Annotated in this window: 11 protein-coding genes; 3 read left to right on the plus strand and 8 right to left on the minus strand. The window is 71.1% G+C overall.

The genetic code is table 11. The features are described from left to right. Positions 1-36: 36 nt before the first annotated feature. From DY218_RS22945 to DY218_RS22975, 8 genes are all read right to left on the minus strand, one after another. Positions 37-1,092: a BMP family lipoprotein gene (locus tag DY218_RS22945; protein ID WP_128558024.1), complete on the minus strand. Its 1,056-nt coding sequence runs from the start codon at positions 1,090-1,092 to the stop codon at positions 37-39. 459 nt (positions 1,093-1,551) lie between these two features. Continuing rightward, positions 1,552-2,607 (minus strand): BMP family lipoprotein, encoded by a 1,056-nt coding sequence (locus DY218_RS22950; protein ID WP_128558025.1) that lies wholly within the window; start codon positions 2,605-2,607, stop codon positions 1,552-1,554. Between the two features lie 447 nt (positions 2,608-3,054). Then, complete coding sequence (locus DY218_RS34305) at positions 3,055-3,219, minus strand: hypothetical protein (RefSeq protein ID WP_158574098.1); 165 nt, start codon at positions 3,217-3,219, stop codon at positions 3,055-3,057. 14 nt (positions 3,220-3,233) lie between these two features. Further along, positions 3,234-4,454, minus strand: coding sequence for a M20 family metallopeptidase (locus tag DY218_RS22955; protein WP_128558047.1), 1,221 nt, complete (start codon positions 4,452-4,454; stop codon positions 3,234-3,236). Positions 4,455-4,602: 148 nt separating this feature from the next. Further along, positions 4,603-5,733 (minus strand): hypothetical protein, encoded by a 1,131-nt coding sequence (locus DY218_RS22960; protein ID WP_128558048.1) that lies wholly within the window; start codon positions 5,731-5,733, stop codon positions 4,603-4,605. Between the two features lie 62 nt (positions 5,734-5,795). Continuing rightward, positions 5,796-6,740 carry an N-acetylneuraminate synthase family protein gene (locus DY218_RS22965; protein ID WP_128558026.1) on the minus strand — a complete coding sequence of 315 codons (945 nt, stop codon included), beginning with the start codon at positions 6,738-6,740 and terminating at the stop codon, positions 5,796-5,798. Between the two features lie 79 nt (positions 6,741-6,819). Next, positions 6,820-8,154, minus strand: a complete 1,335-nt coding sequence (locus DY218_RS22970; RefSeq protein ID WP_128558027.1) for an acylneuraminate cytidylyltransferase — start codon at positions 8,152-8,154, stop codon at positions 6,820-6,822. Between the two features lie 85 nt (positions 8,155-8,239). Next, on the minus strand, positions 8,240-9,598 hold the full coding sequence (locus DY218_RS22975; protein ID WP_128558028.1) for a DUF6716 putative glycosyltransferase: 1,359 nt from the start codon (positions 9,596-9,598) through the stop codon (positions 8,240-8,242). Between the two features lie 187 nt (positions 9,599-9,785). Here DY218_RS22975 and DY218_RS22980 point away from each other — a divergent pair, with 187 nt between their 5' ends. From DY218_RS22980 to DY218_RS22990, 3 genes are read left to right on the plus strand one after another with little or no spacing between them, the layout of a single operon-like run. Continuing rightward, positions 9,786-10,778: a glycosyltransferase family 2 protein gene (locus DY218_RS22980; protein ID WP_128558029.1), complete on the plus strand. Its 993-nt coding sequence runs from the start codon at positions 9,786-9,788 to the stop codon at positions 10,776-10,778. Then, positions 10,778-12,136, plus strand: coding sequence for a polysialyltransferase family glycosyltransferase (locus DY218_RS22985; protein WP_128558030.1), 1,359 nt, complete (start codon positions 10,778-10,780; stop codon positions 12,134-12,136). Before DY218_RS22980 ends, DY218_RS22985 begins: the two co-directional genes overlap by 1 nt. Beyond that, positions 12,133-13,287: an acyltransferase family protein gene (locus DY218_RS22990; protein WP_128558031.1), complete on the plus strand. Its 1,155-nt coding sequence runs from the start codon at positions 12,133-12,135 to the stop codon at positions 13,285-13,287. The genes DY218_RS22985 and DY218_RS22990 overlap by 4 nt, the downstream gene beginning before the upstream one ends. Positions 13,288-13,294 lie beyond the last annotated feature (7 nt).

Below are 13,294 nucleotides of genomic sequence, written 5' to 3' on the forward strand. Positions count from 1 at the left end.
CTCCCCGCACCCCGTTCCGAGCGTTTTTCCCTGCTGTTACGGCTTCTCCTGGACCTTGATGCTGCCGCCGACGATGCCGTCCTCGGCCTTCTTCACAGCTTCCTGGATTTCCTTGTTCTTCGCGTACTCGGGGTTCGAGTCGGAGAGGGCGACCTCGCCGGACTTCAGGTCGCCGCGCAGCACGCCGGTGGTGGGCTTGCCGTCCTGGACGGACTTGGCGAGATTGAAGACCGCCTTGGAGACGTCCTTGGTCGCCGAGGTCAGGATGTACTTCTTGTACGCGGCCAGCGGCTTCTGCTCGTACTGGTCCGAGTCCACCCCGATGGCCCACTTCTTGGCCTTCGCGGCGGCCTCGATCACGCCCTGGCCGGACAGGCCGGCCGCGTGGTAGACGACGTCGGCGCCCTTCTCCAGCTGCGCCTCGGCGGCCGCCTTGCCCTTGTCCGGGCTGGAGAAGCCGCCCTCCTCGTGGGTCTCGGTGAGGTACTGGCGGTCGATCTTGATCTTCGCGTCGGTGTCCTTGACGCCCTGTGCGAAGCCGGCCTCGAACTTGTGGATCAGCGGGACGTCCACGCCGCCGACGAAGCCGACGTGCTTCGTCTTGGTGGCCTTGGCGGCGGCGACGCCCGCGAGGTACGAGGCCTCCTGCTCGCTGAAGACCAGATCGGCGACGTTCTTCGCCTCGATGGTGGAGTCGTCGACGATGCCGAAGGTGGTGTCCGGGAACTTGTCCGCGGCCTCCTTGACGGCGGTCGCGTAGGCGTAGCCCACGCCGACGACCGGGTTGTAGCCCTGCTTGGCCAGCGCGGTCAGGCGCTGGACCTTGTCCGCGTCGGACTCGCCGTCCTTGGGCTCCACGTCCTTGCCCTCGTAGCCGAACTTCTTCTCGGCCTGCGTCATGCCGGCATGCGCGGCGTCGTTGAAGGACTGGTCGCCCTGGCCGCCGACGTCGTACGCGATGGCGATGCCCTTGGACTTGCCGTCGCCCTTGGCGGACGAGGACTGGTTCGACGTACCGCCGCAGGCGGCTACGGAGAGGGCGAGGGCGGCGGACGCAGCGCCTGCGACCGCTGCTCGGGATACCCGGCGCATGTGTAGTGCTCCTTGTACGTGCGTCGGCGGAGGGGGATCGACGCGGCTGACTTCGTCGGCGGAGGGTGGGCTCGACGGGCTGGCTTCGCCGCAGAGTAACGCGCGTAGACCTCCCGGTAAAAGGGGGGTGGCGGAGCCGTTATATGGCTGTGCCAATGGAGCCGGTCCGGCAAATCAAGCCCGTCCGGCGATTGAGGACGAGGCCGTCCAGGCCAAGAAAGAGCCCGTCCGGCGTTTGAGGACGAGGCCGTCCAGGCCAAGAAAGAGCCCGTCCGGCGATTGAGGACGAGGCCGTCCAGGCCAAGAAAGAGCCCGTCCGGCGATTGAGGACGAGGCCGCCAGGCCGATGCCTGGAACCGCAACGGCCCTGAACGGGCCTCGTCCTCAAACGCCGGACCGGCTGGATTGGCCCTGAACGGGCCGAAAGATGTCCTCAAACGCCGGACGGGCTGGGATTGGCTACGGCGTCGTCGCAACCTTGATCTTGCCGTCGATGATGTCCTGCTTCGCCGCGTCGACCGCCGCCTCGAGCCCCTCGATCTCGCCGAACTTCGGGTTCGAGTCCGTGACCCCGACGCCGTCCTCCTTGAGCGAGAACCGCTGCTCACCGGTCAGCGGCTTCCCGTCCTCGACCGACTTGGCGAGCGAGTACACCGCACCGCCCACGTCCTTCGTCGCCGAGGTCAGGATGTAGCTCTTGTACGCGGCCAGGGCCTTCTGCTCGTACTGGTCCGAGTCCACCCCGATGGCCCACTTCTTGGCCTTCGCCGCGGCCTCGATCACGCCCTGACCGGACAGGCCCGCGGCCTGGTAGATGACGTCGGCGCCCTTCTCCAGCTGCGCCTCGGCGGCCGCCTTGCCCTTGTCCGGGCTGGAGAAGCCGCCCTCCTCGGCGGTCTCGGTGAGGTACTGGGTGATGACCTTGGCCTTCGGGTCGGTGTCCTTGACGCCCTGCGCGAAACCGGCCTCGAACTTGTGGATCAGCGGGACGTCCACACCGCCGACGAAGCCGACCGTCTTGGACTTGGTCGCCTTCGCCGCGGCGACGCCGGCCAGGTACGAGCCCTGCTCCTCGTTGAAGACGAGGGCCGCGACGTTCTCCGCCTTGACCGTGGCGTCGTCGACGATGCCGAAGGTGGTGTCCGGGTAGGCGGCGGCGGCCTCCTTGGTGGCGTTGGCGTAGATGAAGCCGATGCCGACCACCGGGTCGTAGCCCTGCTTGGCCAGCTGCTTCAGTCGCTGGACCTTGTCCGCGTCGGACTCGCCGTCCTTGGGTTCGACGGCGGTGCCCTTGTAGCCGAACTCCTTCTGGGCCTGCTTGAGGCCGGCGGCCGCGGCGTCGTTGAAGGACTGGTCGCCCTCGCCGCCGATGTCGTACGCGATGGCCATGCCCTTGGACTTGCCGTCGTCGTCGGAGTCGCCGGAGTCTGAGCTGGTGCCGCCGCAGGCGGTGGCGGCCAGGGCAAGGAGCGCGACGGAGGCCGCGGCTCGGGTGAACCTCGTAATCGGACGCATCAGTGGCACTCCCTCTCAACAGCCCCTGGCCCTCGCCAAGTTCGGCGCACTGTAACGCGCGTAGAAATGGGGTGGAACGAGGGTTGGGTGTTCCGTTATCGAACCGTGGTTCGTGGACCTCCGTTTTTGCATCATGCGCCGCCCCGCGCGGGACCGCATCTTTCCGCCGCTCGGGCACGCCCTTCAGCCCGTTCAGGGCAAATCTCAGCCGGTCCGGCGCTTGAGGACGAGGCCGTCCAGGCCAAGAAAAGAGCCCGTCCGGCGATTGAGGACGAGGCCGCCAGGCCAACATTCAGCCCGTCCGGCGCTTGAGGACGAGGCCGCCAGGCCGACGCCTGGAACCGCAACGGCCCTGAACGGGCCTCGTCCTCAAACGCCGGACGGGCTGAAAGATGTCCTCAAACGCCGGACCGGCTGGATTGGCCCTGAACGGGCCGAAAGATGTCCTCAAACGCCGGACGGGCTGAAGATGCCGGACGGGCTGATGTTGCCGAACCGGCTGAAGTCACCGAACCGGCGGGAGTTGCCGGACAGGCGGCAGCTGCCGAACCGGCTGAAGTCGCCGGACGGGCGGGAGTTGCCGGACAGGCTGAAGACGGTGGACAGGCTCAAGACGGCGGACCGGATTACGTGTCCAGTAGCGCCGCCGCTGTGAAGAGTTCCACGCCGACGGGGATGGCCGCCTCGTCCGCATCGAAATCCCCCCGGTGCAGGTCGCGGCGCGACGTGTCGCCCGGGGGACGGACCCCGAGGCGCGCCATGGAGCCCGGGACGTGCTCGAGGTACCAGGAGAAGTCCTCGCCACCGAGGCTCTGCTCCGTGTCCTCCACGGAGTGGACCCCGCGGCGCAGAGCCATCGCATCGCGCAGGAGGTCCGTGACCGCCGGGTCGTTGACCACCGGCGGGACGCCGCGGATGTAGTTGATCTCGGACTTCGCACGGTGCAGGTCCGCGATCTCCTGGATCGCCCCGTGCACCAGGTCCGGCGCCTGCCGCCACGCGTCCAGGTCGAGGCAGCGGACCGTACCGGAGAGCTCCGCGTGCTGCGGGATGACGTTGCAGGCGTGCCCGGACTCGATACGGCCCCAGGTCACCGCGAGTCCGGAGCGCGCGTCGATCCGACGGGCGACGAGCGCCGGCACGTCGGTGACCACCTTGGCGGCGGCCGTCACCAGGTCCGTGGTGAGGTGCGGGCGCGCGGTGTGGCCGCCGGGCCCGTCGAGGGAGACCTCGAGGCGGTCGCAGGCGGAGGTGATCGGGCCGTGCCGCAGACCGATCCGGCCCGCGTCGACCTTCGGGTCGCAGTGCACGCCGATGATGCGGCCGACCCCGTCCAGCGCGCCCGACTCGATCGCCTCGGAGGCCCCGCCGGGCAGCACCTCCTCCGCGGGCTGGAAGATCAGCCGTACCGGCCGCGGCAGCCGGCCCGCGGCGTGCAGCGCGGCGAGGACGAGGCCCGCGCCGAGCACGACGGTGGTGTGGATGTCGTGGCCGCAGGCGTGTGCGCGGTCCGGGACGGTGGAGCGGTAGGGCACGTCCTTGGTGTCCGGGATGGGCAGGGCGTCGATGTCCGCGCGGATCGCCAGCATCGGGCGCCCGCCGTCCGGATCGCCGATGTCGCACAGGAGCCCGGTCCCGGTGTCGAGTACGCGGGGGGCGAGGCCGGCCCGCTCGAGCCGCTCCTTGATCGCCGCGGTGGTACGGAACTCCTGGTTCCCGAGCTCGGGGTGCATGTGCAAGTCGCGGCGGAAGGCGATGAGTTCGGCGCGCAGGCCGTCCGGGAGCGCGCCGGGGAGATCGGCTCCGGGCGCGGACTCGGCTTCCGAGGGGTCCGACTCGCGGGACATCAGTTGGTTCACCCTGTGAAGGGTAGGCCGATGCAGGGGTCAACTGACCCACGATCAACAAAAGTTCAGCCGGATTGGCGTAAGAAAGTGGGCCCGGTGGTGCATGGCCTCGGACGCAGAAGGGTATGCCGTTTTATTTGCCTCCTGGTCACACCGTGCGTACGGACTGGAGTCGGTGCACGTCACGGGCGGTGCCGGTGACGCCGGACAGGAAGCCCTGGGCGCGTGGGGACGCATGTTCGGTCAGCCAGTCCGGGTCGATGTCGCAGACGGCGACCTCCACGCCGGTTCCGGCGAGTGCCAGCGGCAGGGTGTGCACGACGGTCGACGGGAAGCTGAGGATCGTACGGCCTATCGGGCCGCGGCGGGCGATCAGTTCGAGCGGCAGGTCGGGGCGTACGACTTCGAGTCCGGTCTCGGTGGCGAGGCGGCGCAGCTTCTCGGCGCTCTCGCGGCGGTGCGCGAAGTAGCGGGTGGCCCGGTGGTCGCGGGCCAGCGAGGCGACCGCCTCCAGATAGCGGTCCGGGTCGACAACTCCCGTCTCCACCAAGGACGTTCCCACCAGATCGGCGCTGCGGGTGATGCGCGGCGGGCCGAACCGGGCGCGGGTCCAGGCGAAGGCGTTGGGCGTGACGGTCACCTCGGGCGGCGGTTCGACCGGCATCGAGGAGAACACCTCGACCGTACGGGCGTCGGAGGGGGTGAGCCTGCGGCGCGCGCGGGTCGCGAACGGCGCGAAGGCCAGATCCCGCGCGCCGGGCCGGCCGCCGCTCCGGTGCCAGCGCACCAGGCGTTCCCCGCGGGCGAGTTGGGCGATGAACTCCATGGTGGCGGTGCCGTCGTCGACCACCACGAGCTCGTCGGCGCGGGTGATGGTCAGCAGCAGCTGTACGTACCGGGAGAAGGGGTCGCCGATGACGATGCGCCGGGCCCGGCGGAGTTCGGCGGCGAGTGAGCCGATGGTGCGCAGGGGCGCGGTGGCGCCGCCGCGCGCCTCCTCCCAGCGCACCCGCATGCCCTCGTCGCGGGCGAGTTCGGACATCCGGCGGAGCTGGCCGCGGGTCATGGGGTCGGTGGGGGCGAGGACCACGACGGTGGGGGGTGGCGGCCCGCTGTCCGCGGCCGGTTCGGGCGTCCGCGCGCGCTCGGCCGGTTCGGCGGCCGGTGCCCGCAGGGTGTCGGCGTGCGCCCACTCCAGGACGTTGAGCAGTTGGACGGGGCTCTCCACGAAGGCGAGCGTCCCGCCGCCGGACGCCCCGCTGCCGGGGGCGGTGGACACGGGCCCGGCAGCGCCGGCGGTGCCGGGCCCGTGGGGGGTGGGCTTCACCGTGCGGGTTCCGTTCAGACCGCGACGGGCTCGGGGGCCTGCGCGGACTCGGCGCCGGACTCCGCATCGGCGACGACGCCCGGGACGCGGCGCAGCTTCTTCATCGGGCCGAGCTCCGACTCGTACACCTTCTTGACGCCGTCACCGAGGGAGGCCTCGATGGTGCGGATGTCGCGGACCAGGCGGGTCAGGCCTCCCGGCTCGACGGAGGCGGCCTGGTCGGAGCCCCACATGGCGCGGTCGAGGGTGATGTGCCGCTCGACGAAGGCGGCGCCGAGTGCGACGGCGGCGAGGGTGGTCTGCAGGCCGGTCTCGTGGCCGGAGTAGCCGATCGGGACGTTCGGGTACTCGTCCTTGAGGGTGTTGATGACCCGCAGGTTGAGCTCCTCGGCCTTCGCCGGGTACGTCGAAGTGGCGTGGCAGAGCAGGATGTTGTCGGAGCCGAGCACCTCGACCGCGTGCCGGATCTGCTTCGGCGTCGACATTCCGGTGGACAGGATGATGGTGCGGCCGGTGGCGCGCAGGGTGCGGAGCAGCTCGTCGTCGGTGAGCGAGGCGGAGGCGACCTTGTGGGCCGGCACGTCGAACTTCTCCAGGAAGGCGACGGCCTCGGTGTCCCACGGGGACGCGAACCAATCGATGCCGCGCTTCCTGCAGTGCTCGTCGATGGCGCGGTACTCGTCCTCGCCGAACTCGACGCGGTGACGGTAGTCGATGTACGTCATCCGGCCCCAGGGGGTGTCGCGCTCGATGTCCCACTGGTCGCGCGGGGTGCAGATCTCGGGGGTGCGCTTCTGGAACTTGACCGCGTCGCAGCCGGCTTCGGCGGCGGCGTCGATCAGGGCGAAGGCGTTGTCGAGGTCGCCGTTGTGGTTGATGCCGATCTCGCCGGTGACGTAGACGGGGCGGCCGGGGCCCGCGGTCTTGTTGCCGAGGGTGCGGAGGCGGGAGGTGCTCATGGTCTTCCTTACGTGAATGGGGTGGTGCGGGAAATCGGTCGGGGTAGGCCGCAGAGGGAGGGCCCGGGTGTCGGGGTCCTCAGAGGGAGGGCCCGAGGATCCAGGAGGCGATCTCCCGGATCGCGCCGTCGCCGCCGCGGCTTGTGGTGACGGCGCGGGCGGCGTCGCGTACGACGTCGTGGGCGCCGGCGACCGCGACCGGCCAGCCGACGAGGCCGAAGCAGGGCAGGTCGTTGACGTCGTTGCCGGCGTAGAGGACCCGCTCGGGGGCGATGCCCTGCTCGTCGCACCACTGCTTCAGTGCGAGGTCCTTGCGGTCGATGCCGTGCAGGACGGGGATCTTGAGCTTCCGGGCGCGGGCGGCCACGACCGGGTTCTGCTCGGTGGACAGGATCAGGAGCGGCAGTCCGGCCCTGCGCAGGGCCGCGACGCCGAGTCCGTCGCCGCGGTGCACGGCGACGATCTCGCGGCCGTCGGCGTCGATCAGGACGCGGTCGTCGGTCTGGGTGCCGTCGAAGTCGATCACGATCGCGTCGATGTCGTCCCGGCCGGGGCGCTCGGCGAGTTCGGGCCGGTCGAGGAGCGGGGCGAGCGCGCGGGCCCTGGCCAGGTCGTGCGGGTCGTCGACCTCGAGGACCCGGGCCGGGTCGGTGCGCACCAGGTCGGTGCGGCCGAAGAACCGGTGCCTGTGCTCGCGGAAGCCGGCCGTGTCCATGGCGTAGGCGGCGCCGGTCTCGAGCAGGTCCTGCGGGCGGTCCTGGCGGCGCGGCCGGAAGGACTTGTCGTGGTTGACGCCGTAGCCGCCGAGGGCGGGCCGGCCGCCGGCGCCGGTCACAGCGGCTGCGGGGCGTACGGCTCCGGCGACGGCGCCCTGTGCGGCGACCGCGCGCGGCGGGCCGGAGGCCAGTTCGTCCGCGCTGTCGCGCCAGACGAATCCGTGGAAGGCGGCCACGGTGACCGCGGTGTCCGCGTCGCCCTCGGCGACCGCCGCCGCGACCGCGTCCACGTCCTCGCGGGCCAGGAACGGGCTGGTGCACTGCACGAGCAGCACCACGTCCACCGGGGAGCCGTGCAGCGCCTCGTGGGAGTCGAGCGCGTGCAGCACGGCGGCCTCGCTGCTCGCGGTGTCGCCGGCGATGGCGGCGGGCCTGAGCACCACCTCGGCGCCGGCCGCGCGGGCCACTTCGGCGATGGCCTGGTCGTCGGTGGACACCACCACGTCGGTGACCAGACGGGTCGCCCGGCATTCGCGTACGGCACGGGCCACCAGGGGCACACCGGCGACGGGGGCGAGATTCTTGGCGGGCACACCCTTCGAGCCACCGCGCGCGGGGATCACCGCGAGCACGCGGCGGGGGCCCGCGCTGCCGGCCGGGCGGACGCCCGGATCGGCTGCGGGTTCCGGACTGGTCATGGGCAGGTCTCCTTGGCGAAGGGGCGTGGGGGCTACGGACGGGGAGGGGTCGGCGAGTCCTATGAACGGGCCGGGCGCAGGCTGCTCACAGCTCCCCCATCCGCCGGATGACCGGCGCGACGCGCTGTACGCCGTGCCGGTACGCGCCGCGTGCCGCGTCCCGCATCGCGCCGCGCACCGCGCGGCGTACGCCGGAGACCTCGGTGTTCGCGGGCGCGCCGGGCAGGGGTGCGCCGTCGGGGGCGAGGTGGTGGCGGGCGAGGATGCCGGGCTGGTAGCCGGGGGCGGTGACGGGTGTGTAGTACGGGGCCAGGGGCGGGAGTTCGGGCCGGGCGCGCAGCTCCGCGACGCGCTCGCGGGCCGCGTCGAAGGCGTGCGCGTAGTCGCCGTCGGACGCGACGCCCTGCCGGGCCAGCCAGTGCGCGTCCGGCTCGGGCACATGTCCGGCGTCGAGCTGGTCGAAGGAGGCGAGGCAGCCGGAGCCGATGAAGTGGTGGTTGCCCAGCGTCTCGCGGATGCCGACGTCGGTGAGGATCGCGGTGGGGATGCGCCGGTGCAGGGACTCCAGGGCAGCCGTCGAGGAGACGGTCACCAGGAGGTCGGTGCGGTCCAGGACCTCGCCCATGTGCCCGTACACCAGACGGAGGTTGGGCGGCAGGCCGCCCGCCTTCTGCGCCAGCTTCTGGTACGGGAGTTCCTCGATGTGCGTGGTGTGCTCGCCGGGGCGCGAGCGGAGCTTGAGCAGCACCTCGCGGGCGGGGTGCCGCTGCGCGTGCCGGATCAGCCGGCCGAGGAGGTGGCTGCGGTCGGCGCGGGTCACCGGCACGGACGGCTGCGCGGCGAAGACGACGGTGTACGGGATGTGCGGGTCGTGCTGGTCGTGCTGGTCGTGCTGGTCGTGCGGGGCGTATCGCTCGCCGCCGAGGAAGGGCAGCGCCGTCTCCACCACGCTCGACGCGTCCGCGCCCACGCCCTCGTACACCGCGCGGAAACGCTCCGCGTCCTGGCGGGAGTTGGCGAGTACGACATCGGCTCCGTGCCGAAGGAGCAGTCCGTCGGCGAGCTTCTCGTAGACGACCCCGACATAGCCGGTGACGACGACGGGCCGGCGGGCACGGCCGCGCCAGGCGTGCGCGAGCCCGTGCAGCATGGCCTGCACTCCCCCGCCGACCAGGGCCAGGACCACCACGTCGTACGGTTCCTCGCGCAGCGCCTCGAGGAATTCGACCCCGGTGACCTCGCGCAGGGTGTCGGCGCGCACGCCGACCTCGGTCAGCTGGCGCGGGGTGGGCGTCGCCCGGCCGCGCAGCAGATAGCCGTCGAGGGCGGGGACGGGCGCGGAGTCCGCCGCGAGGATGCGGTGCGCGGTGAGCGCGCCCCACTTCCAGCGGGTGTCGGAGTCGGCGAGCACGGCGACCCGTGGCTTCCTGTCGGTACTTGGCACGTCGCAGACGCTAGAAAGCCATTCGGATCCGCGGCCCAACCCGAATACAACAAACGGTTAACAGCACATCGACGATTGGCGAATCGGCCCGCTCCCCGGGCCGGTTCACCGATCTGCCACGCTTCGTTCACCTGCCATCTTCCAGGGAGTCAAGACGAATGGCGGCGGGACACCTAACGTCACCCGCGTGGTTAAGCTCTCCGTCATCGTGCCGTTCTACAACGTGCAGCAATACGCGCCCGACACTCTGAGAAGTCTGCGGGCCAACGCACGTGCCGACTTCGAATTCCTGCTCGTCGACGACTGCTCGAGCGATCGCACGCCCGACATACTCGAGGAGACCGCCCGTGAATTCACCGACGCCGGCCTCGCCGAGGTGCGCGTCCTGCGGCACGAGCGGAACGGAGGCCTGGCCACCGCACGCAACACCGGACTCGACGCGGCGCGCGGCGAGTACCTCACCTTCCTGGACGGCGACGACTGGCTCGCCCCCGGCCACTATCCCGAACTCCTCTCCCGCATCGAGGACTTGGGCTGCGACTTCGTGCGCACCGACCATGTGCAGTGCACCGCGCGGGCGCGCAGCGTGCACCGGGTCCCGTACGGCCGGCGCGGCGAGGTCCTGGTGCCGCGCGAGGTGATCCTGCCCGCCGACCGGTCGACGCCGGTGGACTACGCGTACGCCTGGGCCGGCATGTACCACCGGCGGCTCGCCGACCGCGGGCTGCTTCACTTCACCGACGGGCTGCGCACCGCCGAGGACCGGCCGTGGATCTGGCGGCTGCACCGGGAGGCGGAATCGTTCGCCGTGCTCGGACTTCTCGGTGTTTTCTACCGGCGCGGTGTGTCCTCGTCGCTCACCCAGATCGGGGACGTACGGCAACTCGACTTCATTCGCGCCTTCGACCAGGTGATCCGGGAAACGGCTCAGGACCCGGAGGCCGCACAATTGCTGCCGAAAGCCGTGCGCACGTATTGCGCCATCATTTCGCACCATCTCGGTTCCATCGAAAGGTTCGAACCACCCGTGGCCCGTAAGCTGCGTTCCCTCAGCGCGGCGGCATTGAAGCGAATGCCGCAGGACATTCTGAACGACGCACTCGACTCGATGGACGCCCCGCGCGCGACCCGCCTGCGCCGGCTCAGGCGCCGTCCCGTCTCCGCGGAGGTGGCGGCCTGATGGCCCGGCGCACCACCCAGATCTTCTTCGCCTCCACCCTGTACGGCACGGCCACCCTGGCCGCCGCACTCGACGCGGGCCTGTTCGGACCCGCCGACCGGCGGCTGCTCCTGGTGAGCAACAACGCGGCCACGCCCGAGACCACACCGTCGCTCGACACGATGCCCGGCTTCGACCGGCTCGCCGGCCGCTTCGACGCGGTGGTGTCCTGGAACGCCGCCATCTCCCCCTTCCATCCCGGGGGTTGGGCCCCGCGGCAGGACGACGTCCCGCTGTGGGAGCGGTATCTGCGGATGCTGTGGGACCTCGGCGACGACCGCATCGAGCTGGCCGTCGAGTCCATCCAGGTCAACCCGTCCCTTGCGGTCACGCAGATCTTCGACGGTGCGCCCGTCGTCGTGTACGCGGACGGCCTGATGAGCTACGGCCCCACCCGCAGCAAGCTCGACCCGCTGATCGGCACCCGTATCGGCCGCCTGCTGCACCTGGACCTGGTGCCGGGTCTCAAGCCGCTGCTGCTCACCGAGTTCGACGTACCGCCGGAGCTGGTGCCGACCGAGAGCTTCGTCAAGGTGCTCGGTGAACTCACCGACACAGCAGATGAGTTGGATCTGCCGGACGGCTTCGACAGCGCTCGGCCGCCGCTGCTGCTCGGCCAGTACCTATCCGCGCTCGGCATCCTCACCGCCGAGGAGGAGGAGCAGCTGCACGTCCGCATGCTGCGCGGCGTACTCGAACTCGGCCACACCCGCGTGGTGTTCAAGCCGCACCCCACCGCACCGGCCCGCTGGTCGCGGCTCCTGGAGGAGGAGGCGGAGCGGCTCGGCGCCGAACTGACCGTCCTCGACCGGCCGTTGCTCGCCGAGGTGGTCTTCCAGCGGCTGCGGCCCGCGCTCGTGGTGGGCTGCTTCTCCACCGCGCTGCTCACCGCCGCCTCCCTGTATGGACTGCCGGTCGCGCGGATCGGCACCGAGCTGCTCCTTGAGCGGCTGACCCCGTACGAGAACAGCAACCGGGTGCCGGTCACCGTCGTCGACGCGCTGCTTCCCGAGCTGACCGACCGGGGGGCCGTCGAGGCGCAGGTGCTCGACGCGGAGGCCGCCCGCCTGGCCGGGCTGCTCACGGCGGTCGGCTTCGCCATGCAGCCGGGGATCAACCCCGGACTCCGCCCGGCCGCCGAGGACTATCTCGGCCGGCATCTGAACGCCCGCACCCGTCGCTACTTCAAGCGGCGCCGGCTCACCTCGCTCGCGCTGCCCGGCGCCGTACCGGCCCAACTGGGCTTCATCCCACGGAACTCGACGGTCCGCCGGGTCGCCCGCCGGGCGCGCGCCGTGAAGCGGGCCGCGCTCGGATGACGACCTCGACCCGTCCCCGTACGCCCACCACCACATATCCGGACGCGCGGCCCGGCGCCAGGGCGCCCACCGCCTCCGGATCGTCGCCGGCGCCCCGCGGCGCAGCGCGTCTGCGCGCCCTCGACGGACTCCGCCTGATCGCCGCCCTGATGGTGGCCCTGTACCACTACGGCGGCCGCGACGGCGAGATCTCCGAGGCCTGGGGCAGCTCGCCGAGCGTGCAGTTCCCGACCGCGCACAGCTGGTTCGCGTACGGCTGTCTCGGGGTGCAGATCTTCTTCGTGATCAGCGGATTCGTGATCTGTATGAGCGGCTGGGGGCGGCCGCTGCGCTCCTTCTTCGCCTCCCGCGCCGCCCGTCTGCTGCCCTCGTACTGGGCGGCGGTGATCCTGGTGACCGCGGTCTTCGCACTGCCGCCGGTGGTCTACGCGGCCGTCTCGCCCAGCGACTTCCTGGTGAACCTGACCATGCTGCAGCAGCCGCTCGGCGCGGACCGGGTGCTCGGGGTGTGCTGGACGCTGTGGGCGGAGGTCCGCTTCTACGCCCTGTTCGCGCTCTGTGTCGTACTGCCGGGCGCGAACCGGCGCCGTGTCGTGCTGTTCTGCGCGGTCTGGACGCTGGCCGCGGTGATCGCCGAGGCGGCCTCGATGCCGCTGCTCGATCTGGTCCTGATGCCGGAGTACGCACCGTTCTTCATCGGCGGAATCGGCCTGTACCTCGTGCACCGGGACCGGCAGGACGTCACCGCCTGGGGCATCGTCGGCGTCAGCTGGCTGCTCGGCCAGCACTATGCGGTGGACCGGCTGTGGCACGCACCGGACCCGGACTTCTTCTCGTTCCGCCCGTCCGTCGGCATCATCGCGGTGGTCACGCTCGGCTTCGCCGCGGTCGCCGCCGTGGCGCTCGGCCTGCTGAGCCGCGTCGACTGTACCTGGCTGACCACGGCGGGCGCGCTGACCTATCCGTTCTATCTGGTGCACGAGCACCTGGGCTGGGTGTCGGTGGGCGCCCTGCACCGCGGGCTCGGACTGCCCAGCCACCTCACGGTGCTCGTCACGATCGCCCTGATGCTGGGTCTCGCCCGGCTGCTCAACCGCTGCGTCGAGGACCGCTTCACACCACGGATCCGGGCGGCCCTGAAACGGGGGTAAGGGCTCC

It is taken from the genome of Streptomyces triticagri, assembly GCF_003429565.1.
Taxonomy (GTDB): domain Bacteria; phylum Actinomycetota; class Actinomycetes; order Streptomycetales; family Streptomycetaceae; genus Streptomyces; species Streptomyces triticagri.

Excerpts from the sequence above, each read along its gene's own strand:
- DY218_RS22985 (WP_128558030.1), top strand. The coding sequence starts at position 10,778 with ATGGCCCGGCGCACCACCCAGATCTTCTTCGCCTCCACCCTGTACGGC.
- DY218_RS22955 (WP_128558047.1), bottom strand. The coding sequence starts at position 4,454 with ATGTCCCGCGAGTCGGACCCCTCGGAAGCCGAGTCCGCGCCCGGAGCC.
- DY218_RS22950 (WP_128558025.1), bottom strand. The coding sequence starts at position 2,607 with ATGCGTCCGATTACGAGGTTCACCCGAGCCGCGGCCTCCGTCGCGCTC.
- DY218_RS22965 (WP_128558026.1), bottom strand. The coding sequence starts at position 6,740 with ATGAGCACCTCCCGCCTCCGCACCCTCGGCAACAAGACCGCGGGCCCC.
- DY218_RS22970 (WP_128558027.1), bottom strand. The coding sequence starts at position 8,154 with ATGACCAGTCCGGAACCCGCAGCCGATCCGGGCGTCCGCCCGGCCGGC.
- DY218_RS22945 (WP_128558024.1), bottom strand. The coding sequence starts at position 1,092 with ATGCGCCGGGTATCCCGAGCAGCGGTCGCAGGCGCTGCGTCCGCCGCC.
- DY218_RS22990 (WP_128558031.1), top strand. The coding sequence starts at position 12,133 with ATGACGACCTCGACCCGTCCCCGTACGCCCACCACCACATATCCGGAC.